Raw genomic sequence first — 26323 nt, 5'->3', positions numbered from 1 at the left:
CAGGTTTCAAACCTAAGGTACGATCCGGCATCCAGTCACTCGATCTTGATATGCCTACCAAGAACTTGTTGGTAGCTATATTAACGAATAACTACCGAAGGCGTCATAATACAAGGTACGATTAGTGTAACGTAATCGTACGCATGTCATGCCGTAAACAACGAAAGTTTACGAGCCAGCTCCACAGTCGCTGCTTATCCATCTCGACGCTAGTGCAATGAAGTCAATTTTCAGTATCATAGAGAAAATATGACGATCAAACAGCAAAGAGTATACCCATGAAAAATATACTGGAAGAAGCCTCCACACTCGCCCAGGCAGCTCGCATAGAATTGCCGCCCATTTTGCAGGCACTGTATCGCGATGGCATGACCAGTTATGGTAAAGACAGGGCCGACTGGCAAGCCAACTGGGAACGCTATTTGTTGGAGGCACCGCCCGCGCTGGCCAGCAGCTATGATCTTGAATGGCTGGATGCGGCAGCGATTGCAGAAACCATCAATGGCTGGCTGCACCCACAAAGCCAGAACGGCCGCAGTTTCTTCCCTTTTGCACAGTCTGGTGCAGGTGATGTTTTTTGCCTGACAGCGCATGAAGGTGAATGCGTCGTTGTCTATATCTGGCATGACTCAGACGCGCATACGATAGAGGCATTTTTATTTGCTGATTTTATTTATTCCAGGCTGGTCACGGCGATGACGGACATGAGCCATTTGCTGGATGACTTATCCAGTGCCGACAATGGCAGGCTATGCCTGCTGGCCGATATACGCAGGCTGACGACTTACTTGCCCGCTGAAGATGCGATGCGTTTACAGGCTTATCTTGAACGCCCGGTAATCGAAGTTGAAGTGAGCTATGGTCGCCACACTGAGCGCGTGCCTTGCCTCATTGCTGATGAAGACTATAAGCTGTTGATGCAAGGGAAGCGCGCAAGCGAGCGCTGGCCGGTCAATATCGTTGCCCGGTGGGATGTCAGGTCTTTGTAGGTAATATTAGTGCTTATGTAATCGTACGCATGCGATGTCGATAGCAAGCAGTAGTCGCCAGCTTCACTTGCTCACCTTCTATGCATCCCAAAATGAGCATTATAGAGGCCTGATTCCGTGTCATGGAACTGCCAGACTGCATGAATTGTTACGGGTCACCATGCGTACGATTACGTTACACGAACCGTATCTACGGCCCTTCCCTTTAGCATTTTCAATTCAAGCAGGTTTCGCAATAAATTGCCCGCCTCATCCAGTCCAATGTCATAGACCAGCCTGACAATTCTTACTATTCTTAATTCTGGCAAGTCTTCGCTTTTTGCGACCTGCACGAGTTCCTCAAGAGTCAAGCCAAAACTCTTCAGCAATTTGTACGTCTCATAGTTTGTAGAGTCGGCATCGCTTCCAATATCCTTCTTGCGTTCTGAGAGCTGATCAGGAAGTGAAGGCCAGAGTAATTCGATCTCTTTAGCAAAACCAATTGCCAGGTCAATACGCTTCGTATTTTCCAGAGCAGGGTCAGCTTTTAATTCGCTTAAAACTCTGAGCATATTATGCATGCAGACCTTAAAAATAATTTCAGTTTCCGTTCATGCCTCTTTAATGACTTGCCCTTCTCTTTGCTTTGTTGTGATTATCCGGGCTTTACTATATTTTCTCCATCAAATCGCCGCTATGACTTTCGATGCGGTTTGTAGAGTCTTCTCATTCAATCGGACAGTGATCGTGGCGCCTTGCCAGGCATAGATGATTAATGATTTATTTTTGAACTCAAGCTGTAACCTGGCATTTGCAATCGGGCCAAATCCGCTACATGCACTTTGTCTCCTGGCTCAACCCCAATTTCCTCCGCCCATGGCTCAATGACTAATTTAGATATGCTTTCGGGCATATTATCTATTAAGACGTTTTGTTCGCTCATTACAGCATTTTTTTCTATCATCTTTTACCTTCAGGTCCCAGAATGCGATCCATCATTTGCTCATGCAACAATGGCATGGGCGTTGTTTGCAGCTTAGCAGGATTTGTGTTTTCAAGACGTTACGCCCCGACACTCAACCAACTAGTAGAAAGAAACCATTGACATCAACCTACTAGTAGGTACAATACGCGCATGAACTCATTTTTACTCATATTGGACAAGCCCTTGCCAGGAAGGCACGGCGAAGTGCACACGCAACCAGCATTTGTACCATCATTTGAATTAAAAGAAAGACAAGCATGAGCATAGAACTCTCCCCCAAAGCTGCCGAGATCGTTGCTTGTGCGCGCACCTTGCTGGCGGTTGGTGGTTATAACAGCTTTAGCTATGCTGACATTTCTGCCTCTGTGAATATCAGCAAGGCGAGTATTCATCATCACTTCGCCAGCAAAGCTGAACTGGTGCGCAAGCTGCTGGTGCTGTATCGCGAAGAAACCCGGGCAGGTCTGGCAGCGATGGGGCAGCAGATTACTGAGCCGGTGGCACAGCTCAGGGCGTATACCGGCTATTGGGCAGCCTGTATCCGCGATGGCAGCGCGCCCTTCTGCGTGTGCGCCATGCTGGCGGCAGAATTACCGGCTATTCCTGCCGAGGTCGCGGATGAAGTTCGTGGTCACTTCCTGGATTTGTCGGCATGGCTCACATCTGTGTTGACCAGGGGCGCTGCGCAAGGGGCCTTTGTCCTGAAAACAAGCCCCGAAGCAGAGGCACTACGGTTCATGGCGACGGTACATGGGGCAATGCTGTCTGCCCGTGCCTATGGCGACCCGGAGATTTTTGCCAGCATTGTTGAGCCGATGATGCATCAATTGACTACTGAATAGTTTACATAACAGGACTTGCGTAAAACCACCCCTGAGCTTGCAGCTTATCCTACTTCCCAATTCGTCATACCCGTGCAGGCGGGTATCCATGTCTGATCGGCCCCATCTGTCTTACTGCCTGCGGGGTTGATCAACGATGGATTCCCGCTAAAAGCACGCGGGAATGACGGTTTGGGGTGCATTGTATAGCTTGCACTCATTGTGCTCATTGCTCTCCATACATGGCCGACGCAAAAACCGTCAAGGGCAATTTTGCGTGAGTCCTGAATAACTTAAACAGGCAATTCCACCTGTCAGGCCAACCGGAAAATACCTTTGTTAATTTCCGGTTTTTTTGAAGCAACTACCCTACCTACTAATAGATAAGATCATCATGCCACATCCACTTTCTCCTCTGGGCATTGCCCATACAGCCATCAGCCTGTTGCCAGTCGTAGCTGGCCTGTATAGTTTTATCCGTTACCGGGCAATTGATACGGGCAGGCGTTCTGGCCAGGTTTATCTGGCCGGCCTGGCAGTGTCGGTATTCACGGCGTTTGGCTTGTCCAGCAGCGGCGGCTTCAACCCTGGCCATGCGCTGGGTATACTGGCGCTCCTGGCAGCCTTTGGCAGCCTGCTAGTGACGCGTTTGTCTTTTCTCGGACGGCTAAGGCCTTACCTGGCCACGTTCGGGCTTTCGTTTAGCTTCTTCCTGACGATGATACCGGGCACGGTTGAAACCCTGACCCGCCTGCCGGTGGCACATCCATTAGCCAGCGGGCCGGAGTCACCGATAGTGCGCATGACCCTGCTGGTCTGGGTAGTCAGCTTACTCCTGGGCTTTGCACTGCAGGCGCGCGCTATTCGTTTACGTCATCGACAAGCAGCAGGCAATTAGTGGACTATCACAGTGGCATAGTGAGTGAAGGCCAGGTGGGCTGCGCATCAAGCAAGGCGCGCAGCCCTGCACGTGCAGGCATGATGGATGGATGCACACACATCATAGACATACCGTGCGCAAATAATGAATGATCTCAGACAAACCCGTGGTCGCCGTTTGCCTATCTCAATGCGATAGTAATGAGGGATTTATCAAGATCGATCATCGTTGCACTCAAAATCTATCTTGCAGAGCAGTGCGCCTGGATACAATTCGCGAATTGCCAGCTCAAGAAGCAGCCATGAACATCTGCCATTTGTTGACTTGACCCGATCGCTTTGCTGAAGCTAATAGAAATCGATTCAGCCCCAAAATCGCAGTTCAAGTCAACACTCTTTTAGTTTCTCTCCTATACAGCTTCTTGCTGTAGACAGCAACAAAACCCACAATCACACCAACGGTCAGCCAAATCCAGGGGGATTCCAGTTCATCACTTGAATACAAGACATATTCAAGATTGTCCTTCTGAAAAATGACAGGGATTTGCTCTCCATTTACCAGTCTTTCTGCCATCGCTTTGCTCAGAGGCTTTTTTGGCACCAGGGTTTCGCCGCTTTTTTCAAGGTATTTCACTGAGGCATAGACGCCACTGATAGGATGGTCACTCAGTTTTTTTGAGGGGTCTTGTATGACCATCATTGCTGGATGTCCCCAAAAATACCATTTCGCCTGAGTGCAAAGATTGATAGTTCCTATAATCAGCATGCATGCCGACATCATATAAAGCCCGACCACGAACGTAAGTCCACGAAGCATCAATTTTCTCTTTGTATTAATTGGTCAAAAGCCCAGAGCGAGTAATAGTAGTCCAGCAGTTTCCATCCGTCAAATCCGAGAGCTGCGAAACACTTCAAGTCCATGCCCGCGCAAATAGCAGTCCATGTTATTTGCAGACCGCTAGTCCTCTACGCACTCAAAGCAGCCAAGGTATTTCAAGAAATAGCCGCTGGCGCTGACAGTCCTGGGCGCGTGGAACTGGTCTGCGTTGGCGATAACGAATACATTGATTTTATCGATACCCTCATCGCCGCATAATTTGACGACGTCATCCAGATACGATGCACTGTAAGAATGACCGTCGATGAATTGCCTTGGCGATTGTGCGTCTTTCCAATCCAGATAGCTTATTTCAGTAAAGTCATAGTCAAAACTGAGCTCTCCCTGCTCCATGGCGAAGCGGTTCATGGGATCTACCCCCACCTCGCGCTCACGGTTTTCTACAAAATAATTTGCAGGAGCAGCATCGCTAAACTGCCCTACCCAAATGTGTGATTGATGAACGTGCATTTACTGGCTCCAGTAGATAAGAACGACATAATCCAAATTAAGGAAGTGAAATCGTAATAATACGATACCAGCATCAAGGGATGATGCTTCAGAAATTTTCATGAGCGCTATTTATCTATCTACGTGCTCAAGCGGCAGGAGAGTAGTAAACCCGTATCAAAATCAAGCATTAATCGACAAATCCTATACACATACCCGCCTGAATTTTCTTTAAATCGTCAATCTCACCGTTGATCTGAATGGTAGCAGTATGCCCTTGAGACAATTCATTCAAATATCTTCGGAATGAGAAAATTCTTGAAATGCTCAAACTAACTTTTTGCAAACTTACGATCTTTGATGCACTCGGCTGTTTGCCATCAAAGTCTGACCAGGTGAGTACATAAATCGCGTTGATTGAATCACCTGTCTTGATCGGGCCGCGGTAAAGTTTTCCATCAACCATCAATGTCTGCTCGTCCAGGTTTAGTTCAACGGAATCGACTTCGAATTCAATAAGTACATTCATATTCAAATATGACTTCCAAAGCTCGTGTAGGTGCTAAATTAAACGACACGTCAATTTCTTCACATCGGATAATGTTTCAGATATTTTTGTAGCTCATCTAAAGTAACGCCAATAGCGCCATCACCCAGCCATTGTTCAAAATCTTCAACATGTGAAAAATAAAATTTCCCATCTTGTTCAATTTGAGTTTTATCTGTTCCGAACTTTATTAAAAAATCCAGATGTGCGATAGCCTGATGCCATAGATATTCTTCTCGATCAGTCATTTCCTCGTCTCCAGGATAGCTGATATTAGAACTCATTTCATAAATATGAATGAGGTGCGTTTGCCTCATAACTCGGAATGGCAATGCGGACACGGCAGTTAATGCTTGCATCATTAAAAATAAATTCTATGTTATCTGGTGCACGTTACGAGGCAAACCCTTCGGGAACTGACGATTTGGGCGCATTGCTGCGTTGCACCCTTTGCTAAGGCATGAGCCTTAGCTGCAGGTCACGCCTTGCACTGCATCCCAAATCGTCTTGTTCGCACTCATCCCTATCTATGAAATGAGTTCTAAATTTTGATACCCCTACAATGAGTTCAAACAAAGCCTGGTATCTCTCCAAATGCATCAGACGGCGTATTAAGCTGGTTTTAATTTCTACTAAATTTTCCGCCATTTTTATTTACTGAAAATAATGTTTGTGAACAGATAAAAAATATTTCCACGAAAATCAGCGAGAAAACACATCTACCTTCGCGATGTCTCTGGCTTTTACCCTGCTTACGCAGGAAGCAAATCAGCAATCGCCTGCATGAATGCCTCTATCTCTGCCTTGGGTCCATCACCAAAATTGCGATGTCTATCGTCTGTCCATTCACAAAAAACTGTCCTGAGTGAGCTGTCCGTATTGATGCCGCACTCCAGTGTGAAGTAACGTATGCCTACATTTCCTGGCGGTGGTTCGTTCTCGCTGTTGAACATGAGCACAGCGGCGACATAGTGTGCTTCTGCCACTGCCCTGGCTTGTGGCATTTTGAGTATCGCGGCTGGGTAATTCTGGATGCGGCAAGTCGTGACCTCGACATCATCTACTCTCAGATCCTTGGGTGGTTTTTTGGCATATTTGGCGCAGGTATCCCACATCCAGGCCAGGTATTTTCTTTGTTCTTCCGACGCGATGATGGAAAAAAACTGCAAGGGGTTATCTATACATGTCTGGCGCACACCCTGGTGGGCAAATATGTAATGCAGTTCGCGTGGTTCGCTGAGCAAACCTGTGGGTGATTCTTTCTTTTTATTGAAGAACATGGTTGCTCTTTCTAAAATGGGCCGGGTTCAATCAAGATACGTGCCAGCTTTGCACCAAAGCGCATTGCAAGCTAGGGGTAATATCATTTGAGCTGGCAACTGTATCTGGATTTTAGCCGGTCATCACTGCAATAAATTCCATGTGGCCAAATGCCATGGCAGGCTGCAGCTTTTGCAGCTTGTGTCCCTGGCTCTGCAGGCAGTTATATACAGCGTTGAAATTGCCGTTCTCCCAGAGAGTATCAGCGCATTCCGAGCCACAATAGCTGCTGTCTGGAATAAAACAGGCACGGCTTGAAGATAGCGCACTGGCAAACAGGCTGATGCTTGCGATCATCAGTTGCCTCCATTGATCATCATTGCAAAATCTAGCCCATCGGGTGCTGTCGTTAAAGACGACGGCATCCTGACAAAGTTCTGCGCGCCAGCCGTAGGGGCCATTCAAGCAAAAATACGCTTGCGGTATGTCGTCACCGGCAAAGTTTTTCTTTGGGATGAATTCTGGCATTGTCCAGTTGGCGGTATAAACCTCTTTGAATTTTTCCAGATTCAAGGCCTTGAAACCAGCATTAACGGGCACTTCATAGTGATCATGCCACAGTTCGCACATGTCTTCGTAGCTCGATTGCAAGGCGGTCAATACCGAAGCATGGGATGGCTCTTTCAGGCCTATATCAACGACTACTTGCAGATCAACTCCCATAGCCTTGCTCCATGCGATATTTGTTTGCGTTACCACTTATACGTTGCGTTGCAACGCAACGTGCACTGAGACATCTTCCATCGCCATCACATATACAAAGTCTTGTGATGCAAATAATTGCGATAAACGATCTTGAATGCCTCGATGTCGCGCTTGTCTGCTTGCACAAGCAAATCACGAACTTCGCATTCGTTGTCTTCGATTTTATAAACCCAGAAATCGAGTTTGATTTCTGGATGATCTTGCGAAACGATGGAGACACCCTTGCCACCGCCGAGGAAATTGGAAAACAGATAGACCAGGAATTTACCCTTGAGGATTTTCTTGTCTATCTTTAATTCATCGAGAACGCTGGCCGCTCTTTCTTCTGCGGGGGAGACATCCTGGCGGTGGTCTGCATAGGTATTGAGAAACTGGCGCAAATGTCTGACCTCTGTGGTTTTATAGGTCTGGCCGTATTTGGCAAGCTGCTCTTGATTGAGCACGAGTTCTTTGGGGGCTTCTGTTTGTGCTTGGCTGGCCAGGGGGAGCAGGAACAGGGGTAACAAAAGAATTTTGTGGAGTTGCATGGTCTCTTTCAAAGTCGGTCTAACATTATAAGTCAGGTCGCCGGTGCGCCCCTCCAGCCTGCTCACTATGCGTTTTTTCAGAGCTGGAAAGATCAAACGTCTTTGCTCTGTAGGCATTTCCCATCCAGAACATGGCCATAGACGTAAATCCTGCTGAACCGACATGCGAGAAAAACCAAAACAAAAACAGGGCAATGACTAGCATGGTAGAGGCCGCTGCACAATTGGCGTTGACTGTGCGGTTTGACGGGAAGGACAACCACAGCGCCCATCCTGTCATGATAATGAGCAATGGGCCAGCGACCGCAAAGTCAATGAGCCCACGCACATTGCGGATGAGAAAATCAGGTGCATCCAAGCTCCCCCATAGCCACGGCATACCAAGGAAAGCGATCGACACCAGGGAATAAATCAGGCCATAGTTTTTATCGAAGATCACCTTTAACCCAGGCTCATCCCCGGCACTGCCAGACTGCTTAAACGTCTCGCCTCTTAAAGTCTGCAATAGCAATAAGCCAGCAAACATGATGAGAAAGCCAGGTGTCTGTTTAAACATGGCAAAAGTATTGAGCAGAAAACCTATGGTCAAGAATGAAGCCCCGGCACCGATGATGACTTTTTCTGTCCTGTATTTTGGTATGCTGAGAAAAACGCTCCAGCCAAGTATGGTCAGCAGATAGATAGAAGAATGCAAGAAATTCTGCAATCCACGAAAGTCATACATAAAATAATCAGTCTGAAAAAAATAGAACCAGGCAGGTGGTAGCCAGACAGACAATGTCAGCAGCCATGAGATGAGCAGGACTTGTTTGTGCTTTGATATCTGCATCAGGGTATCTTATTTTCCAGCGCCACATTGTGGAGCGAATGAGCTTGAAAATTCATGCTTGATTTTTGGCATAAGCGCTAAGCGCAGTTTGCTAGCTGAGCTGCTTGTGGCAGCAGTTTATCTTCAAACCCCAGTCTATAAAATATCACGCGCACCTCAGTCGCACGGCCTGTGGATTTGCATTTGGAAAAACCAGGAAAAGGGCCACTACGGCGGGCGATGCTGAGGGCAGCAAGGTCGAGCTCATGGTTGCCTGATGATGTTTCAAGTTTGATGCCCTCTCCTTTTACATAGATGGTGCCATCTTCCTTGATGGGAATCGAGACATAGGCCTGACCCTGGAGTTTTTTGTCTTGTCCGGATGGGAAGTTACTGATGATATAGCTGTCGATTTTCTGGCTCACAGCCTGGTAGTAACTGGCCAGCTCGCTATCAATGGTCGTGGGGGTGACATAGATTTTTTTGACTTTGCGGGAGAAAAAGGCGGCTCTTAATTTATTGTTCTTTTGAATCGACTCAGCATTCATCAATACCTGCCAGAATGGCAAAAATAGCAAACTCACACCAAAAAACTCTGGGTCAGCCTGAAAAAACACCGCCATCGCAAGCAAGGAAGCTGCCGCACCAGAACTGGTGTTGAATGTGCGTTTTGCAGAGATGGACAACACCACTGCCCAGTAGCCCATGATGCCTAGCAAGGGGCCTGCCACAACGATATCTTGCAGACTACGCATGCTGCGAAGAAAAAAATCCTGCCCACTCAAGAGTTTCCAAAGCCAGGGCATGGCGAGCAAGATGACACTTATCCAGGCAGGCAAGGTGCTGTATCCTTTCTGCAAAGGAGCTTTGCTGGTCACCTGATCAGGTTTGGCCGTTATGTTATTCTGCTGTTTAACTTCAGCGCCTGTCACGCTAAACAATAGCGCAAACCCGGCTAGCAGCAAAATAAGGCTGCCGGTCATGGACAAACTGGCATAAGTTTGCAACAGCAAGCTCAGTGTCAGAAACGAACTCGCGGCACCAATAATGTTTTTCTCAGTCCTGAACTTGGGTATCGATAAAACGACAGACCAGGCAAGGATGAGCAGCAGGTAATGCACTGAGTCACCAAAGTCCCGCATCCCATAAACGCCGGAGAAAAAGTAAGCTGTCTGGAAAAAATAATGCCTGGTAGGTGGCAACCAGACCAGCAGTGTCAAAGCCCAGACTATAAAAAGGGCTTGTTTTTTTTGGGGGGCCATCATCGCGGGATTCTTATTTTCTATCATCAGGTTCATACTCTCCCCTTACCATGCTTAACAAGATCATCCCCGAAAACAGGATGACGAAACCGCCTGTATGGTGAAAAATCTCATAATAAATGAGCAAAAAGCCCAGGCTCATGAGAGAACTACCTGCACCGATGATGTTTTTTCGCGTCCTGGTTTTGGGTATTGAGAGAAGCATAGCCCAGCAAAAAATGATCAGTAGGAAAGGGGCTGACAACTTGAAATTTTGCAACCCACGAAAATTCCCCAGGAAGTAATCAGTCTGAAAAAAATAGAACCAGACCGGTGGCAGCCAGACGAATATGGTCAGGCACCAGACAGTGAGCAGAATTAATCTGGTTTTGTTTCGCAGCATGGGAGCCTTTATTCATTAATGCTGGCAATCGCGCCTGCTTATCATTTTACCATTTTAAAAATGAATCAAACAGCTTGCAATGCGCTGTGACGCCACAGAATTTAATGCAGCGCATGTACTGGCAAAGACCAGTGCGACATGCACCATCTGCTGTGGATGCATGCTCTCTTTATTCGCAATTTCCGTGACGTAGGGCGCGTTGCAATGTGCCGCATGAGGACGTTAATTTCTTCCGACCTTGATATTTGCCGCACTTTGAGTTGAGGCGCTATAGGTATGCACCGGGGTTTCTGTGCTCTCAGGGAAAATCATTTTTCCGCGAGTGAGGCTTGCATACGGCGCATTACAATGCGCCCTACGTCACGGCTGCGTTCAGGCAGCGAGTACGTAGATGCTGGACAGTTACCGAGGCAGGGCCGATATTTTGCAGCACCTGCGCGGCATCCTTTGTTAAAATGGCAGGCTTTTTTTATTGATGGTGATTCGGGGATAGAGGGCGCTTTATGCTGCCTTGCTTCGTTGACAGTAGTCAGGCCGCCTCCAGATGATGGAAACTGTCGCCAACAAATCTGGCCGGATGAAGTTTCTGATGGCGCTGAATTGCTGTGCAAGCCCTGCTCATCTCTCATTTTTCAACAGGTGTACATTTGCAAAATAAATTCTTTGGACTGATCTCGATGTCAGTCTTGTTATCGGCCACATTAAGTGGCTGTGCCACACCTTATGGGGACGCAAGAAATCCCATTACCGGATGGACCGGTGGCTATTACGAAAGCAAGGGCCCGGGGGAGTTGATCAAGGTGATTTTTGCTGGCAACAGCATTATTAAAACAGACACAGTCAGCGTCTATCTCTTGTACCGCTGTGCTGAAATTGCCCAGCGTGAAGGCAAACCTTATTTTGCGTTTTACCAGAATCTGCCTGACGCCGTGATGGATAAAAAGAGCAGCAGCAAAGCAGCCTCGACGGTAGGCAGAAAGCCAACGGACTATGCCTATATTCTGCTGTCGCAGGAGGACAAGCCAGGCTATTTGTCAGCCAGTGCAGTGATGAGCAGTCTTGCAATACATGTCAAACCGGAGGGCGGGAAATGAAAACGACAGCAATCATCCTGCTAGGCCTGATGACAGCAATTTCTGGCTGCGCGACAGACTATTCCATGAAAACAGGTGCGCCAACGGCCCGCCTGAATTTATCCACATCGCAATTCAAGACAGTATGCGCTGAAGGCAAGCTGTTTAATCTGAGAACAGATGCCAATAATATAGCCCTGGTCGAAGCGGGCAAGCGTATTACTGTGCGGGGTGGTTTTTATAATTATGTGTATGGGGGCGTATCAACGTCGTGCACGGCCAGCTCCAGTTTTGTCCCGCAAGAAAACCGTGAATATTTTCTGGATTTTCAGGTTGAATCCGAACACTGCTCGTCCCTCATTTATCAGGTGACGAACAAAGGACCTACTGGCCTGGCGTGGGAATCAAGTTTGCAGCCATCGAGAGAGTGTCGTGCGAAATAGGCGGTGACTGCGTCACAAGAAAGAGCGTATCTACAGCCGTCAAGTGCAGGTAGAAATTGTCCGGTAATGCAATCAAGTGGTGCGTTAAATTTGCCTGATAGCGCACCCTGCCGGGCAGTTGTCGGCTTAAACCGCACTTACCGGTAGCAATTGCCGTGACGTAGGGCGGATTGTAATCCGCCGCATGAGAATACCAATTTCTGCAAGCCTTGCTATTTACCGTGCTCTGAGTTGACGCTTTATAGGTATGCCTGGGCTTGCTACCCTCTGAGAGAAAATCATTTTGCCGGGAGTGATGCTTGCATGCGGCGCATTACAATGCGCCCTACCTTGCTAGCCTCGCCATTCATTTGGCAAATGCTACCCGCTGGATCGAAGCCAATGCATGGCGCCCCGCATTTGCCACCTGAGGATGGGGATGCCTGCTGCATAGCTCGGCTATGGCCCTGAGGCTTTCATTTGGTCGTTTGCAGATTTCCCTGGCTACGGCTTCACCTAAAAAGAAATCATCTGAGTTTGCCAGTTTTTGCAATAAAGGCAGATTATTCAAATCCAGAGATGGAATACTGGCAAATGTCAGCTCATTTTCCAGATTCAGCGCAAGGTCTTTTTCAATCAAGGCACAGAGTGCACTTTGATCCGTTACTAAAGGCGAGCACTGGGGATGCAGATCGCATAGATTATCCTCTTGCACTATTGCCAGCTTAACTGACCGCAGAAAATCATTCAGTGACTGAAATACGATACGCGTATCATCGTCATGCGCAAGATAGAGTATGTAGCCCGAAAACGGTTGCTGCCTCAGATAAACATGATGATTACTTGTATTGGGGTCGTCAAGCACGATACCTTGCAGGCCGCCAACTAAGGGGTGATACTCCATAAGGTCAGTAATGGCAGCTACCTCATCTCGATTTAATAAGTGCACCCCGGCCTCAGTATGATTCTTGAAGTCGCCAGATTGAATTTCATCGAAATAGGTGAGAAGATCAGATGGGAGTTGCATAAGGTCACACGTTGCCGGATTTAGTTGATATACGTGATTATGATGTAAAAATTCAAACTTGCTCGTTCCACCTTGCGACAGCAATTTAGTCGATTGGCATCTCTTCAATCTTTTTCCACATACACTTCCCGCGCCATGGTGACCACATCATCGACGCTGAGTTCACTGAAACTACCTGTATGCAGATGCGGTATTGCGGCTCTCTCCAGCACGACGCGGGCGCTGGATTTGAGGCGGGCGAACATCAGGTGTTTTTTCTGCAGATGCAAGGCGGCGCAAAAGTCGGTGATGGCTTCTATGCTGGTGCTGTCGAGGTCAGGTGATTCTTCGAGACTGATGACGACGACTTTGGCATCATTGGCGGCGATGTATTGCCTTGCTTGCGTCAGAGCGCGTTCAGCATTGGCAAAGAACAGGCCGGTCTCTGGCCGCAAGATCAGCACGCCGGGGATCACCTTGGCCTCGGGATAATTGACAAGGTTGACAAAATCATGGCCGCCATTCAAACGACCGAGCACAGACACACTGGATTCTGCCAGCCTGCGCAATAACATCAGCAAACTGATGCCAATGGCGACCAGCAAACCATCCAGCACGCCCAGCATGAGTACGGCGACCACGGCAGCCAGTGCCACAAACCTGTCGCGGTGCAGGCTGAAATACGGATAAAACATGGATGGCCGCAGCGAATGGCTGACGGCATGGATGACAATGGCTGCCAGCACGGGCGATGGTGTCAAGGCGATTACGGGCAACAGCGTCAGCACGATGATGAACAAGGCCGCCGCTGCTGACCAGCCTGCGACTTTGCTGCGCGCGCCATTGCTCTCATTGGCAGCAGTGGCAGAAAAACCTGCACCCACCGGCATGCCCTGGAACAGGCCGGACAGCAGATTGGCCGCACCCAGCGCCAGCAAGTCTCGGTTGGGGGCGATGATATCGCCATGGCGTATCGCAAAATTGCGGATGGAGCTATACGATTCAGCATACAGTATCATCAGCATGGCGATACTCAACTCACCGATGCGCAACCACTGTACATAAGTGATGTCAGGCAGACTGGGCACTTGCAAGTGCAAATCTATCTGCCCCACCAGCTCTACTCCATGCTGCGAAAGACCCAGCCATTGCCCGGCCAGTATGCCCAGCACAATCACGATCAGGCCACCTGGCAGAGAGGGAACGCGGGCCAGCGCAAACAAAAGCAGTAGCGCCACGACACTCACGGCCAGCGACAGCCAGTTCCAGCTTTGCAGTTGACTCAGCAAGCTATACATAAAGCGCGGCATGTCGGTGTAATGCACATGCGCACCCACGACATGGGCAAACTGCTTGATGATGATGACGGCAGACAGGCCAAAGGCAAAACCACGCAGCACAGGTCGTGCGATGAAATCAGAAATACTGCCCAGCCTGGCCACGCCCGCCAGCATGAAAAATACACCTGTCATGATGACGATGCCCATAGCCACCAGCATGCGCAAACCCGTATCACCATTGGCCATGGCCGCCGACGCCGAGGCCGAGGCCAGGACCGCCGCCGATGAAGAAGTGGCCGCGACAATGGCAAAACGGCTGCTGCCTATCAACCCATAACAAAGCAAACCGGCAAACACGGCAACGATGCCCGCCTGTGGCGGCAGGTTGGCGATGCTGGAATAGGCAACGGCTTCTGGCAGCAGCAGGCCAGCCAGCGATAAACCGGCGATGATGTCAGACCAGGCCCAGGTTTTGTTCATGTTGTTTGAATGTGTTGGGGTGAGTGCGTTTTTTTTGGCGAGCGCATATTGGATAAATGATTTATCTCTTATTTTAACCAATTCGCAATCAGCAATGTGCAGTCAGTATAAGCGGTGTGAATATGGATGAGGGAAATGTCGGACTGAAGCAGCTTCTTTCAAGAGATCAAAGAGATCAAAGAGATGCATCATGACGCAACTCAAAGTCACGCAGCAGGATATAAGATGCACAACTTGCCATGCGTAATGTGCCATACGCATGGGCGACAAACCCTTCTCATCATTGCATGACTCAAGCCCGGCGTTTTTGCGCCCTGCCAGGGGCTGGCCCAGTGGCATCATCTATATCCATGGCCTTGTCGGCTGCGAGCTCATAGGCTTTCTGGTCTATGGTCTGCCTGTAGGTGTTCAACAAGGCGAGCCCTATCACCATCACGATTACACCGCCAGTATGCTGGAACATCTCATAGTATTGCATAAGCAAGCCCATGGTAAAAAGTGAGCCGCCTGCACTGAGGACCATGCCCCAGGTTCTGGTCTTTGGTAGCGTAAGCAAAATAGCATAGGCCAGTATGATCAATAAAATGGGCGCAGAAACTGCAAAATTTTGCAGCCCGCGCATATTTTTGAAAAAGAAATCTGTCTGAAAAAAATATTGCCAGACTGGTGGCAGCCACATCACGATCGTCAGGGACCAGATGGCGAGTAGCGTATCTTTGCTTTTGGGTATCTGCATTGCAGGATTCTTTAATTTCAATTGATGGCATGCACAGCCAAAGCTACTGACTACGCTCAGCATCCTCCCGCGCTATCCCGACCAGCTTCAAAGCCAGCACGGCAAGGCCAAGCACGATGCCGACAATGATGTCAGTGATCTTGCCTGAATAAGGCAGCAGGAAGATGCTGTACAGCACGCAGGCGAGAATGATGACAATGCATATCCCCACGATCATCGTCCTGATGATCGCCATATTGCCTGTGGGAGGTTTGCTCATGTCAATCGCGCCCTACTAAAAGCTGGATTGTGCTGCGTGCCTGCGTTTCATATTTTACTTCGTATTAGCAAAAAGTATTTTGTACTTCGCAATTTATATTTCCTATCGGCAATAAGTCTGAGCAATACAAAGGCTATAGGCGCATGGCGGTATGGCATCTGGCTTTTACAATCGTTTTCAGTCGCTAACAACAGGCTCTCGCCGTTCTGGCATGCACAAACTGTGTGTATAGATCACACAAAAATCAATGCGAATTGCAACATAACGTTACATAACAAAATATCTTGCCTGAAAATCGGCTAACTTCGGCTTTTTTCTTTTCCAAAGACAACACAATTTCTCCATGGAAATTATACGAAATTGTCATTTTCTGTCAACTCCAGACAAAATGATGACAAATAGACGACAAAATTAAGTTTGCTAATATATTCCCATATCTGATACATTGGGTTACATTAACCTGCAGTATGAAACAAATGGTGCGATTGTGAATATATTGAACTGGCGTGAACTATGGACTGCAGGCAGGGTACTGGAGCCCATTGATACAAAGAAGTTACATGAGTCCGGCAGTTTGATGGACAGCCTGCGCTGGGCACTGCATGTGCGCCTGGCAGATGACAACAGCAGCTTCAAGAGCAAATTCCTGTTCCTGTTGCGCAGCAGCTTGCGCCCGCAGGTGAGCTTGCGCTGGTTCCATTTCTTGCACCAGACCTATTTGCAAAAGGCCACGCCTGGCGATATCGCCTTGCTGGACGCGATACACCGCCCTTTCTTTGACCGCCAGATTTGCTGCGTGTCGCGCCTGCGTTTGTTGCGCAATCATTTTCATTTATCTGCCCAATTGTTTGGCCGGCACCGCGCCCAGGACATGTTGACGGGCAATGACTTTACCCTGGCCACGCTGCAAGGCAAGAACCAGGAAATCTATCGCATCAGCCTGTTCCGCAGTTGCGCCTTCAAGCGTGAAGGTGGCTTGAGCCTGGGCCTGTTCCAGGGCAGCCAGTTGCTGCAATGCCTGAGTTTTTCTTTTGACCGCAAGGACCACCAGTTGATCATAAGAGTCGGCGGCCTGCAGTCATGCAAGCAGAATGCACGTGAGACCATGCGCGCCTGCACCAAGAGCCTGTTTGGCATACAGCCGCGCCTGTTGCTGATTGAAGCCTTGCGCAGCCTGGCACGTGAGTTGCACTGTGCGGGCATAGAATGCATCGCCAAGAAAAACCATATTTACCAGTCCTGGCGCTACCGTTTCAGCAAAACCATCAAGGCAGAATACGACAGCCTGTGGCAAGCCGCCGGTGCCTGCGCACAAGCCAATGGCAATTACCTGCTGCCACTGGCGAGCGAGGATGTACCGCTGTCAGAACGCCCATCCAACAAGCGCAGCGAATACCGCGCGCGCGATGGCCTGACCACGAGCATGCGCGAAGGGATCAGGCGTAGCCTGGTGGTGGCCTGAGCCTTGTTTGTTTGGCTTATACAAGGCAAGTACATCTTGCTTTTTCAAGCCCACACTCATCTTTCACAGAAGCGGCTCCGCCCGCGATTGGCCGTTATGGCACATTTGTTCGCGGCTAAAGCCGCTCCTACGAATGTAGTTGCCGTGACGTAGGACGCATTGCAATGCGCCGCATGCAATCTTCACCTCCCAAAGCAAATCACCTTTGCCGTGTGCGGCGTACACATGCGGCGCAATGTATTGCGCCCGACATCACGGCCAAGTTCGGGGAAGATGGTTCGCGCCAATCAAATTTGGTTACACTAGCCATGATCAGGTGTTCTGCCCTGCCTGCATCACACAAACATACCCCCAACAAAATTGGAGATATTGATGAACAATACGTCAATGGCAAATTATGGCCTCACTGGCAGCGAAACAGTCGATCTGCGTGCGCAGACCCTTTACCACGGCACCAGGGCTGACCTGCAGGTGGGCGATCTCATCGAGCCGGGTTACCGTTCGAACTATGGCAAGCGCAAAATGGCGACTTATGTGTATCTGAGCGCGACCCTGGATGCAGCCACCTGGGGTGCCGAGCTGGCAGTTGGTGAGGGGCCGGGCCGGATTTATATTGTGGAAGCAATGGGCGAGATTTTCGAGGATCCAAATCTGACGGACAAAAAATTCCCTGGCAATCCGACAAAATCATACCGCAGCCGCGAAGCATTGAAAGTCGTTGGCGAAGTCATGGACTGGCAAGGGCACCCGCCAGAAGTTCTCCAGACCATGAAAGATCATATAGAGCAACTGCGGCTGCAGGGGATAGAGGCGATTGATGATTGATCATAATACTTCGCAATAACACACCAAACTATCATAATAGTGCACTTGTGCACCTATGATAGTGATACTATACTGTGCATATGCTCACAAAAACTTGCACCCTTCAAATTTTCATTGACGCTGCCTGGCGTGATGCGGCTGTACTTGAGCTGACGGGTGAGCAAGGACTGGGAAAAGCGGCTGCCACTTATCTAATTTACTCGCCCGACTATACGCTCAAGTATTGGGAAAGAGCAGATGCGGCGGCGCTCACGGTAAATATACCTGTTGAACTGTTTGGTCGCAGCAGCGAGGCTTGGCCAGCTTTTCTCATTGATTTATTACCTCAGGGATATGGTCGTTTTGAATTATTGCGGCAACTCAAGATGGCGGACCAGTTGGCATTTGATGCGGGCGCTGCAGACTGGCCTTTGTTGCTTGCTGGTGCAGGCAATACCATTGGCAACATCAGGGTAAAAGAAGCGCACGAATGGGTTATAGCCCGCAGTGGCAATAGTGAGGGCAAACAGCGCGGCTTCACTGCAGATGAAGTAGCAGCAAGGGCTGAGGATTTCAACGAATACCTGGCGCAGCATGGTTTGTTTCTGGCGGGCTCATCAGGCATACAAGGTGAATGGCCAAAGATCTTGTTGACGCGGGCACCCGATGGTCTGTTTTATCTGGATCACACTTTGCCCGATGAACAGGCAGCGGAACATTTTATCGTTAAATTTGGCCGTGGTGCGAACCGTGACCTGGCCAACATCCTGCGCCTGGAAGCTCCGTACATGCAACTAGCCAAAAAACTTGGGTTGCACGTGCACGCCGACCTCAGCTTGCGCGGGCGTGCTCTGTTCATCCCTCGTTTTGACCGCGAAGTGAAGGACACACAGGTGTTCCGGCACGCGCAGGAAAGCATAGCTTCCTTATGTGGCATCAGCGGCTTGGGCAATCTTCCTTCACATAATGAAATTTGCCAGCGCCTGGCAAACGTCGTGACTGACCCAACGCGCGATATCATCGAATACATCAAACGCGATATCGCCAACATTGCCCTTGGCAACAAAGACAATCATGCTCGCAACACTGCGATACAGCGCAAACAGGACGGCAGCATCGCTCTGACGCCCTTGTTTGATTTTGCACCGATGCGATTGCATCCTGATGGCATTGCCAGAAGGATACGCTGGCAAGCAGATGACGGAGGTTCGCCAGACTGGGCCAGTGTTATCCGGCAAGCATGTACAGCGGCGGCACTCGATCAGGCTGTAGTAACCGATGGCATACGAATGATGGCAAAGCCAATGGCTAGCCTGCTTGACGATGCAAGGGCTCTGGGCATAGAAGAAGAATTCCTGACACCGCTGGAGCAAAGCATCATGAATATCCGCAAGCAACTGGAGAAGCTGTAAATGGACAAGCGTTTCAAACCACTGTCTCCAGCAGAAGAATTACAGGCGCGGCGCACATTGGCGGCAGAGCTGGCGGCAGAACCGGCCATGCCGGTTCCGGCTGTCATCAAAAAAATACGTGTGAGCCTGCGCCTGACCATTGCTGAATATGCGCGGCTTTGTGGGGTGTCGGCCCGGACTTTGCAAGACATAGAGCGTGAAGTATCCAGCCCCAGCCTGAGTACGGCAGACAAGCTGCTGCGTCCCATAGGGATGAGCGTGGGCGCAGTACGAAAACCGCTGCTGCACCAATAAACCACATTCTTGCATTGTTATGCTGTAATTATCACAAGAAAATCGGGTAAACTTAGTCAGACCAATCCCAGCCCGCTTTACGCTGCCCACAACCGGAGAACATGCTTGATGACAGCCCAGCAGCATCCCATGTCTGCCGCCAGGGTATTGCTCCCGGCCTGCCTGTGGTTCTTTGTGCTGGCGGTGGCGGGCATGTGGCTCACGCGGGGCGAGAACCAGGTGTCGATCCTGTGGTTTGCCAATGCACTGGCAGTGGCTTATATGCACGGTCAGGGGCGCACCCGGCAATTGCAGATACTGGTGCTGACCATGGTGGCCAGCCTGGCTGCCAATCTGCTGACGGGCAATAATCTGGCAGTAGCTACCCTGTTCACCCTTGCCAACGCGGTAGAGGTCGTGCTGGTCAGCTATACCATACGGCATGCGGGGCTGGCCCAGGGTTTTGAGCATTCAAGCAGCGACATGCTGAAGCTGATCTTGCTGGGCTTTTCATTGCCCTGCGCCTGCAGTGCCACGCTGGCGGCAGCGCTGGCAGCCTGGGTGGGCCTGGGTGAATTTGAACTGATCTTCACAGGCTGGTATGTGTCGGCCTCGCTGGGCCTGATTCTGATTTACCCGCTGGTGCGCAGGATGCGGCTGGAAGCGGCACCCGCCTGGGCCAGCCGCATCAACTGGGAACGCTTTGCCCGTTATGCCCTGCCTATCCTGGTGCTGGTGGTGGTCACGCTGCTGTATCTGCCGCTGCCCTTTCTGTACATTCTGGTGGCGCTGACCTTTGCTACCCACAGGCTCAATTTTGATGAATCGCATCTGCTGACGGTGCTGGCCATCACCTGCCTTGGCCTGATGCTGAGCCTGGGTCATGTACTGCCCCTCGGTGGCGTGGCGCGCTGGCAGTTATTATTTGTCTATCTGCCCATCCTGATTACCTCGGTACCACCGATGCTGATGGCGGCTGCGCGCAATGAAAACCAGCTCAAGGAAGCCGAGCGGCAACGGTTTTCTGAAGAACTGCAAAAGAGCAAGCAGTCGCTGCAATCCACCATCGACCATATGCCGGCGATGATAGGTTACTGGGACCAGGAACTGCACAATCATTTTGCCAATGCCGCCTACCATAAATGGTTTGGTCTGACGCCTGAGCAGATACGCGGCATGCATATGCGCGATGTGGTCGGGCCAGAAATATATGAACAAAACTCACCCCATATGCAGGCCGCGCTACAGGGTGAACCCAGGATATTCGAGCGCTCCATCGTTGATGCCGAGGGCCATTTGCGTTATGCCCTGGCTTATTACACGCCGCATGTCGTGGCCAGCCAGGTACAGGGTTTCTATGCCTTTGCCACCGATATCACGCTACTCAAGCAGGCGCAGTTACAAGAAAACCGGGCCCAGGCCAAGCTCGCCAGCGTGATTGAAGCGGCCAGCGAATTTGCCATCATCGCTACCGACATGCACGGCACCATCACCCTGTTCAGCAAGGGAGCAGAACGCATGCTGGGTTACCAGGCGCAAGAGCTGGTCGATCAGAAAACGCCTGCCATCTATCACTTGCCGGAAGAAGTCGTCACCCGCAGTGCAGAGCTGAGTGCCGAGCTGGGATACCCGCTAGAGGGCTTTGAAGTATTTGTCGCCAAGGCCAGACGTGGTCTGGCGCAAAGCCAGCAATGGATCTATGTCAGCAAGCAGGGCCAGCATATCCCGGTCAACCTGGTGATCAACAGCATCTATGATGAACACCGTCAAAACATCGGCTTTTTGGGTATTGCCACTGACATCAGCCGCCAGAAACAACTGGAAACCTCGATGATCAGCGCGCGCGACCAGGCCGAGATGGCCAGCCGCACAAAGTCAGAATTCCTCGCCAATATGAGCCATGAAATCCGCACGCCGATGAATGCGGTGCTGGGCATGAGTTATCTGCTGGGCAAGACAGACCTGAGTTCTACCCAACGCCATTACCTGGAGATGATACGTTCGTCCGGCCAGTCGCTGCTGGGCATACTGAATGACATTCTCGATATCTCCAAAATAGAAGCAGGCCGCATAGAATTGTCGCCTACCCGCTTTTATCTCAAGGATGTGCTGAGTGCACTGGCCAATATGATGTCAGTCAATGTCGGTGAAAAGCAGCTGGAATTATCGATGGGCATAGACACTGACGTGCCCAAGGAACTGATTGGTGATGCGCTACGCCTGCAACAGGTGCTCATCAACATCATCGGCAATGCCATCAAGTTTACCGCCAATGGTGAAGTCTCTCTGCTGGTGCAACAGGCTGAGCCGGTGCCGGGCAGTGAGCAGGATACAGACAATTTGCTGATACAGTTCATCATCCGTGACACTGGCATAGGCATGTCGGCAGAGCAGATCAGCCGCCTGTTCAATGCCTTTGAGCAGGCCGATGCCTCGACCTCGCGCCGCTTTGGCGGCACTGGACTGGGCCTGGCAATCTCTAAGCGCTTTGTCGATCTGATGGGTGGCGATATCCGCGTCAATAGCCAGGAAGGTTCAGGCACAGAATTCATCGTCAGCGTGCCCATGCAAACGGCCCCGGCGCTCGAAGACAACAGTGAAGAGAGCGCCAGCACTGCCTCGGGCAGCAACCAGGCCAGGAAAATCCTGGTCGTTGATGACAATGCCACCAGCCGCAGCTATATCGCCAAGACCATAGAAGCCTGGGGCTGGCATGCCGACACTGCCAGCACCGGCGAGCAAGCCCTGCAAAAAGTGCGCGAACACTTGGCCGACCAACCTGCGGCAGAAGATGAATACTGCGCCATCCTGATAGACTGGCACATGCCGGGCCAGGATGGATTGAGTACCCTGGCCGCCATCAAGGATATGCAGGCCAGCCAGCGTATCCCCCTGATTTTGATGAGCAGCGCCTATGACCGTAGCGCCCTGCAGATGGAAGGCAAACCAGGCGCGCCCGATGCCGTGCTGCTCAAGCCAGTGACCGGCTCCAGCCTGTATGATGTGCTGCAAGAGACCAGCCTGCACCTGCACCATGGTGCCCCGGCGCTGTCTGCTACACTGGCTGCAGCAAACCCGCATAATGAACAAACCATGAACAATAGCAGCACACCCGCCAGGACAGGCACAGGCAGCTTCAGCGGCAAACACATACTGCTGGTGGAAGACAATTATTTCAACCAGATCGTCGCCACCAAGATACTCGAACAAACCGGGGCCCGCATCAAGGTTGCCAATAATGGCAGTGAAGCGGTAGAAATCTTCAAGATCGCAGAAGAGCAGTTTGACCTCGTCCTCATGGACGTGCAAATGCCCATCATGGATGGCTGGACAGCCACCGAAATCCTGCGCAAGGAACTGGCCCTGCCCATCCCCATCCTGGCCATGACCGCCGGTGTCATGACGGCAGAGCGCGAACATTGCCTGGCCGCTGGCATGAATGACGTCATCTCCAAACCCATAGATATAGACCAGATGCTGAGCGTGCTGGCGCGTTACCTGTCGGCAGAACAGCCAGCCGCAGGTAAATCAGCATCCCCAACCCCGCTTTCTGCAACTTCTACACCTGCTGCAGCCTTTGCATCTGCGCCGTCGCACAGGCCGCCTGCCAGTACAGCGCCAGCCACGACAAACACAGAAGCAGAGACACAAGCGCAACGGCAAGCACTGCCCGCCTCAGGGATGACACCGCCACCAGCCGCCAGCGGTGTTTTTGACCCGGCCAAGATCATGGCCCTGGCCAAGGGTAATCCAGCACTGATCAAGACCCTGTCGGGCGTCATACAAAACATGATCAACCATGCCAGGCAAGATTTTGACCAGGCTGTCAGCCAGTGGCGGCAAGACGAGGTGCAGCTCGCCGTACGTACCCTGCACACCATGCGCGGTAGCATAGGCACCCTGGGTGCCAAGGACTTTGCTACCGCCGCGCTGGCGCTGGAACATGCCATTGCCCAGCAAGACCAGCAGCGCGTGCCTGGCCTGATCAACAATGCCGACCAACAACTGAGCCTGACAATTTCCAGCGTACAGACCTGGCTCAATGAACAGATGGCCGACAAGGCAGCACCTGAGGCGACCGCCAGCCCGATCAAGCCTGCCGAACTGCAGGAATTAAAAAACCTGCTGCAAGCCCAAAACATGCGCGCCAGCACCCGCTATCATGAAATGCAGGCCAGCCTGCAACAGCACCTGCCTAGCGAGCGCTGCCAGGCCATGCAAGATGCCATGCTGAACCTGGACTTTGCCACTGCCCTGAACCTGCTGGATGAGATTACCGTGTAAATTTTGCAATACAGCAAAATCGGTTTGCGTTCGCCAGCACAAATGTTATGCTGGCAGCATGACACTGTAACGGTAACAGAAACAGTAATAAAACAGAAATAAACACCAGCACCATGTAGAGCCATGCCTATCACAAAAACTCTGGCCAGCCTGACGGACAATCTCGAATTTGCAGCGTACCGGCCACGCATACTCATCGTCGATGACCAGGTCATCAATATCCAGGCATTGCACCAGATTTTTGCCAGCGACCATGAAGTCTTCATGGCCACCAGCGGCCAGAGCGCCCTCGATTTTTGCAGGAAAACCCCGCCCGACCTGATCCTGCTCGACGTCATCATGCCCGGCATGGACGGCCTCGAAGTCTGCGCCCAGCTCAAGCAGGAAGAACTCACTGCCGACATCCCCGTGCTGTTTGTCACTGCCCAGAATGATGCCAACGAAGAATCACGCGCCCTCATGGCCGGTGGCATGGATTTCATCAGCAAACCCGTCAACCCTGACGTCGTGCGCGCCCGTGTGCATACCCATGTCACCCTCAAGCTGCAGCGCGACCTGCTCAAAAAACTGGTGTTCACCGACCCGCTGACAGGCCTCGCCAACCGCCGCAATTTTGACCAGGCCATCGATAAAGAATGGCGGCATTGCCAGCGTAACGGCAAATCCCTGGCCGTGCTGATGATAGACATAGACTGCTTCAAGCAATACAACGACACCTATGGCCACCAGCAAGGTGACGCCTGCCTGCAAGCCGTGGCAGCCTGCCTGCAAGCCGGATTCCGCCGCCCACACGACATCGTCGCCCGCTACGGCGGCGAAGAATTCATCTGCCTCATGCCTGAATGCGAACTGCAGAGCGCCATCAGCAAAGCCACGTCCGTATTGCGCGCCATCACCGATCAAGCCATCCCGCACAGCTCGACCAAAGTCAGCGACAGCGACATCGTCACCCTCAGCATAGGCGTGGCCGCCACCGTCCCCGGCAACCAGCTCAGCGTCGCCGAACTCATCGCCAAGGCTGACCAGAAATTGTATGAAGCCAAACAGGCCGGGCGTAACCGGGTGGGGGCTTAGACTGGGTTTGTGGGGTGCGGCAAACAAACAGAGCATCCAACAAGTATGAAAACGCCTTTTCCAAATGATGTAGGGCGCATTGCAATGCGCCGTATGTTATCTTCACCGTCCGTAAAAATATTTTTCCCGTGTACGATCTGCCCATAAGGCAATGCGCCTGGTAATGTCATGCCAAGCCAACACTTACAATTTTTAAGCCATGCAATTCTTACGTATCGTTGTCTCAAGCATCGCAACACTATTCCTGCTGCTTGGCTGCGAAAAAAATATCGATATCAATTTTGATCCACCTGATATCAAACCAAGAGTCGATGTAAAGTTACCGGATGCGGATGCAGACTTACCCAATATTTTTTCCAGGCTTGATATTCAATTTTCCAAAAACAAAATCCAGGTCATGCCGCCACTTGATGATCAGGAAATTGATACTTTGGAACAGCAACTGCCTTGCAAGCTACCCCCGATTTTGAGAGCAATGTATCGCTGGCACAATGGCATCGTGGATTTCACACCGACATATGAATTTCAAGCTTTAGACAAGGTCGTAGAGGAATACAAATTCTTCAAACGTTTTAACAAAGAGAACGGCTTGAAAGAGGGCGAAGGCTGGCCTGCACACTTTTTGCCGATTTTGCAGTTTAACGGGAAAATGTACGTAGCCCTGGATTGCAAGGATCAGGACCACACGCCTCTGTTCTCTTATTTCATTGAAGACGGCACGCCGCAAGCCATGTACCGTGGCCCAGGTCATCTGCTACAAGTAATACTAGGTTCTTACGAAACTGGAGCATATAAGCGCGAATTTGATCTTATGGATAGAGACCCGATTGCAGAAGACAAGGTATTTCGCCAGTATGCCTTTGCAAGTGAACTGAAAACCATGGAACGCAATTGGGTGGTGCTGGAAAAATCCCTGACAACTACCCAAGGAGACAATTTCAATTCGGTGACAGGCTATCTATTTGAAGTACCTGACGAACGCGGGATTCCTATCCTGGTAGATCAACTTCGCGATGCAGATGCAGAAAAGATCGTGCACATCTGTCTCGCCCTTGGTGGATTGAAGTCAGAAATAGCGAGGCCAGCGTTGTATGACTTACTTAAGGAATCTCTGATTAAGTCCCCGAGCAATGATTCAGAAACGGTAATATAAGCTTATTTTCCATTGAATCATAAATACCATGAGACAGACAACATTTGCCGAAGGTGGCTTTGAACGCTATGCCA

27 protein-coding genes are annotated in these 26323 nt (G+C 50.6%); 12 read left to right on the top strand and 15 right to left on the bottom strand.

The genetic code is table 11. The features are described from left to right. The first annotated feature begins 278 nt into the window (after positions 1-278). Positions 279-989, top strand: coding sequence for a hypothetical protein (locus ACO0LI_RS29565; protein ID WP_423037405.1), 711 nt, complete (start codon positions 279-281; stop codon positions 987-989). Positions 990-1159: 170 nt separating this feature from the next. Here the strand turns inward: ACO0LI_RS29565 and ACO0LI_RS29560 are convergent, their stop codons facing one another. Continuing rightward, a complete protein-coding gene (locus tag ACO0LI_RS29560; RefSeq protein ID WP_423037403.1) occupies positions 1160-1549 on the bottom strand; it encodes a hypothetical protein in 390 nt (129 codons plus the stop codon). A 191-nt stretch (positions 1550-1740) separates the two neighbouring features. Beyond that, positions 1741-1932 (bottom strand): hypothetical protein, encoded by a 192-nt coding sequence (locus ACO0LI_RS29555; protein WP_422952837.1) that lies wholly within the window; start codon positions 1930-1932, stop codon positions 1741-1743. Between the two features lie 278 nt (positions 1933-2210). Between ACO0LI_RS29555 and ACO0LI_RS29550 the strand changes: the two genes are divergently transcribed. Both ACO0LI_RS29550 and ACO0LI_RS29545 read left to right on the top strand, forming a co-directional pair. After that, a complete protein-coding gene (locus tag ACO0LI_RS29550; protein ID WP_423037401.1) occupies positions 2211-2795 on the top strand; it encodes a TetR/AcrR family transcriptional regulator in 585 nt (194 codons plus the stop codon). A gap of 373 nt (positions 2796-3168) precedes the next feature. Then, positions 3169-3672, top strand: a complete 504-nt coding sequence (locus ACO0LI_RS29545) for a hypothetical protein (RefSeq protein ID WP_423037399.1) — start codon at positions 3169-3171, stop codon at positions 3670-3672. Positions 3673-4035: 363 nt separating this feature from the next. On the opposite strand, the gene ACO0LI_RS29540 is transcribed toward ACO0LI_RS29545, so the two are convergent. The 9 genes from ACO0LI_RS29540 to ACO0LI_RS29500 form a co-directional block, all read right to left on the bottom strand. Beyond that, on the bottom strand, positions 4036-4470 hold the full coding sequence (locus ACO0LI_RS29540; protein WP_423037397.1) for a hypothetical protein: 435 nt from the start codon (positions 4468-4470) through the stop codon (positions 4036-4038). 141 nt (positions 4471-4611) lie between these two features. Beyond that, entirely contained in the window at positions 4612-5001 is a 390-nt protein-coding gene (locus tag ACO0LI_RS29535; protein WP_423037395.1) for an immunity 22 family protein, read from the bottom strand. 169 nt (positions 5002-5170) lie between these two features. Further along, entirely contained in the window at positions 5171-5509 is a 339-nt protein-coding gene (locus ACO0LI_RS29530; protein WP_423037393.1) for a hypothetical protein, read from the bottom strand. Positions 5510-5568: 59 nt separating this feature from the next. Continuing rightward, complete coding sequence (locus tag ACO0LI_RS29525) at positions 5569-5886, bottom strand: hypothetical protein (protein WP_423037391.1); 318 nt, start codon at positions 5884-5886, stop codon at positions 5569-5571. Positions 5887-6279: 393 nt separating this feature from the next. Beyond that, positions 6280-6807: a hypothetical protein gene (locus ACO0LI_RS29520; RefSeq protein ID WP_423037389.1), complete on the bottom strand. Its 528-nt coding sequence runs from the start codon at positions 6805-6807 to the stop codon at positions 6280-6282. Positions 6808-6919: 112 nt separating this feature from the next. Beyond that, complete coding sequence (locus ACO0LI_RS29515) at positions 6920-7510, bottom strand: hypothetical protein (RefSeq protein ID WP_423037387.1); 591 nt, start codon at positions 7508-7510, stop codon at positions 6920-6922. 86 nt (positions 7511-7596) lie between these two features. Beyond that, positions 7597-8079, bottom strand: coding sequence for a hypothetical protein (locus ACO0LI_RS29510; protein ID WP_423037385.1), 483 nt, complete (start codon positions 8077-8079; stop codon positions 7597-7599). Between the two features lie 25 nt (positions 8080-8104). Next, the gene (locus tag ACO0LI_RS29505) at positions 8105-8908 is read right to left on the bottom strand and encodes a hypothetical protein (RefSeq protein ID WP_423037383.1); all 804 of its coding nucleotides are present in this window, start codon (positions 8906-8908) and stop codon (positions 8105-8107) included. A 77-nt stretch (positions 8909-8985) separates the two neighbouring features. Next, positions 8986-10152, bottom strand: coding sequence for an energy transducer TonB (locus ACO0LI_RS29500; RefSeq protein ID WP_423037381.1), 1167 nt, complete (start codon positions 10150-10152; stop codon positions 8986-8988). Positions 10153-11178: 1026 nt separating this feature from the next. Between ACO0LI_RS29500 and ACO0LI_RS29495 the strand changes: the two genes are divergently transcribed. Together ACO0LI_RS29495 and ACO0LI_RS29490 are read left to right on the top strand one after the other, a co-directional pair. Beyond that, on the top strand, positions 11179-11625 hold the full coding sequence (locus tag ACO0LI_RS29495) for a CC0125/CC1285 family lipoprotein (protein ID WP_423037379.1): 447 nt from the start codon (positions 11179-11181) through the stop codon (positions 11623-11625). Beyond that, a complete protein-coding gene (locus ACO0LI_RS29490) occupies positions 11622-12047 on the top strand; it encodes a hypothetical protein (protein WP_422952825.1) in 426 nt (141 codons plus the stop codon). Before ACO0LI_RS29495 ends, ACO0LI_RS29490 begins: the two co-directional genes overlap by 4 nt. A gap of 346 nt (positions 12048-12393) precedes the next feature. On the opposite strand, the gene ACO0LI_RS29485 is transcribed toward ACO0LI_RS29490, so the two are convergent. From ACO0LI_RS29485 to ACO0LI_RS29470, 4 genes are all read right to left on the bottom strand, one after another. Continuing rightward, on the bottom strand, positions 12394-13053 hold the full coding sequence (locus tag ACO0LI_RS29485) for a hypothetical protein (RefSeq protein ID WP_423037377.1): 660 nt from the start codon (positions 13051-13053) through the stop codon (positions 12394-12396). A gap of 104 nt (positions 13054-13157) precedes the next feature. Continuing rightward, positions 13158-14792 (bottom strand): SulP family inorganic anion transporter, encoded by a 1635-nt coding sequence (locus ACO0LI_RS29480; RefSeq protein WP_423037375.1) that lies wholly within the window; start codon positions 14790-14792, stop codon positions 13158-13160. Positions 14793-15084: 292 nt separating this feature from the next. Then, positions 15085-15528, bottom strand: coding sequence for a hypothetical protein (locus ACO0LI_RS29475; RefSeq protein WP_423037373.1), 444 nt, complete (start codon positions 15526-15528; stop codon positions 15085-15087). Positions 15529-15571: 43 nt separating this feature from the next. Further along, positions 15572-15787: a hypothetical protein gene (locus tag ACO0LI_RS29470; RefSeq protein ID WP_423037371.1), complete on the bottom strand. Its 216-nt coding sequence runs from the start codon at positions 15785-15787 to the stop codon at positions 15572-15574. A 487-nt stretch (positions 15788-16274) separates the two neighbouring features. Between ACO0LI_RS29470 and ACO0LI_RS29465 the strand changes: the two genes are divergently transcribed. The 7 genes from ACO0LI_RS29465 (at position 16275) to ACO0LI_RS29435 (ending at position 26249) form a co-directional block, all read left to right on the top strand. Next, positions 16275-17249, top strand: a complete 975-nt coding sequence (locus tag ACO0LI_RS29465) for a DUF535 family protein (RefSeq protein WP_422952819.1) — start codon at positions 16275-16277, stop codon at positions 17247-17249. 387 nt (positions 17250-17636) lie between these two features. After that, entirely contained in the window at positions 17637-18074 is a 438-nt protein-coding gene (gene arr, locus ACO0LI_RS29460) for an NAD(+)--rifampin ADP-ribosyltransferase (RefSeq protein ID WP_423037409.1), read from the top strand. A gap of 80 nt (positions 18075-18154) precedes the next feature. Then, positions 18155-19465 carry a type II toxin-antitoxin system HipA family toxin gene (locus tag ACO0LI_RS29455; protein WP_423037369.1) on the top strand — a complete coding sequence of 437 codons (1311 nt, stop codon included), beginning with the start codon at positions 18155-18157 and terminating at the stop codon, positions 19463-19465. Further along, on the top strand, positions 19466-19759 hold the full coding sequence (locus tag ACO0LI_RS29450; protein WP_423037367.1) for a helix-turn-helix transcriptional regulator: 294 nt from the start codon (positions 19466-19468) through the stop codon (positions 19757-19759). A gap of 108 nt (positions 19760-19867) precedes the next feature. Further along, positions 19868-24022, top strand: a complete 4155-nt coding sequence (locus tag ACO0LI_RS29445) for a response regulator (RefSeq protein ID WP_423037407.1) — start codon at positions 19868-19870, stop codon at positions 24020-24022. A 123-nt stretch (positions 24023-24145) separates the two neighbouring features. Continuing rightward, positions 24146-25096 carry a diguanylate cyclase gene (locus tag ACO0LI_RS29440; RefSeq protein ID WP_423037365.1) on the top strand — a complete coding sequence of 317 codons (951 nt, stop codon included), beginning with the start codon at positions 24146-24148 and terminating at the stop codon, positions 25094-25096. Positions 25097-25295: 199 nt separating this feature from the next. Further along, complete coding sequence (locus tag ACO0LI_RS29435; RefSeq protein ID WP_423037363.1) at positions 25296-26249, top strand: SMI1/KNR4 family protein; 954 nt, start codon at positions 25296-25298, stop codon at positions 26247-26249. The last annotated feature ends 74 nt before the right edge of the window (positions 26250-26323 follow it).

The sequence above is a fragment of the Undibacterium sp. Tian12W genome (assembly GCF_049339405.1).
GTDB lineage: Bacteria > Pseudomonadota > Gammaproteobacteria > Burkholderiales > Burkholderiaceae_D > Undibacterium.
The sequence above is the reverse complement of the archived record's forward strand: the minus strand, read 5'-3'. Positions and strand labels throughout refer to the sequence as shown.

What these genes read in the sequence shown, in the direction of transcription:
- ACO0LI_RS29565 (WP_423037405.1), top strand. Translation starts at nt 279, where the DNA reads ATGAAAAATATACTGGAAGAAGCCTCCACACTCGCCCAGGCAGCTCGC.
- ACO0LI_RS29560 (WP_423037403.1), bottom strand. Translation starts at nt 1,549, where the DNA reads ATGCATAATATGCTCAGAGTTTTAAGCGAATTAAAAGCTGACCCTGCT.
- ACO0LI_RS29555 (WP_422952837.1), bottom strand. Translation starts at nt 1,932, where the DNA reads ATGATAGAAAAAAATGCTGTAATGAGCGAACAAAACGTCTTAATAGAT.
- ACO0LI_RS29550 (WP_423037401.1), top strand. Translation starts at nt 2,211, where the DNA reads ATGAGCATAGAACTCTCCCCCAAAGCTGCCGAGATCGTTGCTTGTGCG.
- ACO0LI_RS29545 (WP_423037399.1), top strand. Translation starts at nt 3,169, where the DNA reads ATGCCACATCCACTTTCTCCTCTGGGCATTGCCCATACAGCCATCAGC.
- ACO0LI_RS29540 (WP_423037397.1), bottom strand. Translation starts at nt 4,470, where the DNA reads ATGCTTCGTGGACTTACGTTCGTGGTCGGGCTTTATATGATGTCGGCA.
- ACO0LI_RS29535 (WP_423037395.1), bottom strand. Translation starts at nt 5,001, where the DNA reads ATGCACGTTCATCAATCACACATTTGGGTAGGGCAGTTTAGCGATGCT.
- ACO0LI_RS29530 (WP_423037393.1), bottom strand. Translation starts at nt 5,509, where the DNA reads ATGAATGTACTTATTGAATTCGAAGTCGATTCCGTTGAACTAAACCTG.
- ACO0LI_RS29525 (WP_423037391.1), bottom strand. Translation starts at nt 5,886, where the DNA reads ATGCAAGCATTAACTGCCGTGTCCGCATTGCCATTCCGAGTTATGAGG.
- ACO0LI_RS29520 (WP_423037389.1), bottom strand. Translation starts at nt 6,807, where the DNA reads ATGTTCTTCAATAAAAAGAAAGAATCACCCACAGGTTTGCTCAGCGAA.
- ACO0LI_RS29515 (WP_423037387.1), bottom strand. Translation starts at nt 7,510, where the DNA reads ATGGGAGTTGATCTGCAAGTAGTCGTTGATATAGGCCTGAAAGAGCCA.
- ACO0LI_RS29510 (WP_423037385.1), bottom strand. Translation starts at nt 8,079, where the DNA reads ATGCAACTCCACAAAATTCTTTTGTTACCCCTGTTCCTGCTCCCCCTG.
- ACO0LI_RS29505 (WP_423037383.1), bottom strand. Translation starts at nt 8,908, where the DNA reads ATGCAGATATCAAAGCACAAACAAGTCCTGCTCATCTCATGGCTGCTG.
- ACO0LI_RS29500 (WP_423037381.1), bottom strand. Translation starts at nt 10,152, where the DNA reads ATGATGGCCCCCCAAAAAAAACAAGCCCTTTTTATAGTCTGGGCTTTG.
- ACO0LI_RS29490 (WP_422952825.1), top strand. Translation starts at nt 11,622, where the DNA reads ATGAAAACGACAGCAATCATCCTGCTAGGCCTGATGACAGCAATTTCT.
- ACO0LI_RS29485 (WP_423037377.1), bottom strand. Translation starts at nt 13,053, where the DNA reads ATGCAACTCCCATCTGATCTTCTCACCTATTTCGATGAAATTCAATCT.
- ACO0LI_RS29480 (WP_423037375.1), bottom strand. Translation starts at nt 14,792, where the DNA reads ATGAACAAAACCTGGGCCTGGTCTGACATCATCGCCGGTTTATCGCTG.
- ACO0LI_RS29475 (WP_423037373.1), bottom strand. Translation starts at nt 15,528, where the DNA reads ATGCAGATACCCAAAAGCAAAGATACGCTACTCGCCATCTGGTCCCTG.
- ACO0LI_RS29470 (WP_423037371.1), bottom strand. Translation starts at nt 15,787, where the DNA reads ATGAGCAAACCTCCCACAGGCAATATGGCGATCATCAGGACGATGATC.
- arr (WP_423037409.1), top strand. Translation starts at nt 17,637, where the DNA reads ATGGCAAATTATGGCCTCACTGGCAGCGAAACAGTCGATCTGCGTGCG.
- ACO0LI_RS29455 (WP_423037369.1), top strand. Translation starts at nt 18,155, where the DNA reads ATGCTCACAAAAACTTGCACCCTTCAAATTTTCATTGACGCTGCCTGG.
- ACO0LI_RS29450 (WP_423037367.1), top strand. Translation starts at nt 19,466, where the DNA reads ATGGACAAGCGTTTCAAACCACTGTCTCCAGCAGAAGAATTACAGGCG.
- ACO0LI_RS29445 (WP_423037407.1), top strand. Translation starts at nt 19,868, where the DNA reads ATGACAGCCCAGCAGCATCCCATGTCTGCCGCCAGGGTATTGCTCCCG.
- ACO0LI_RS29440 (WP_423037365.1), top strand. Translation starts at nt 24,146, where the DNA reads ATGCCTATCACAAAAACTCTGGCCAGCCTGACGGACAATCTCGAATTT.
- ACO0LI_RS29435 (WP_423037363.1), top strand. Translation starts at nt 25,296, where the DNA reads ATGCAATTCTTACGTATCGTTGTCTCAAGCATCGCAACACTATTCCTG.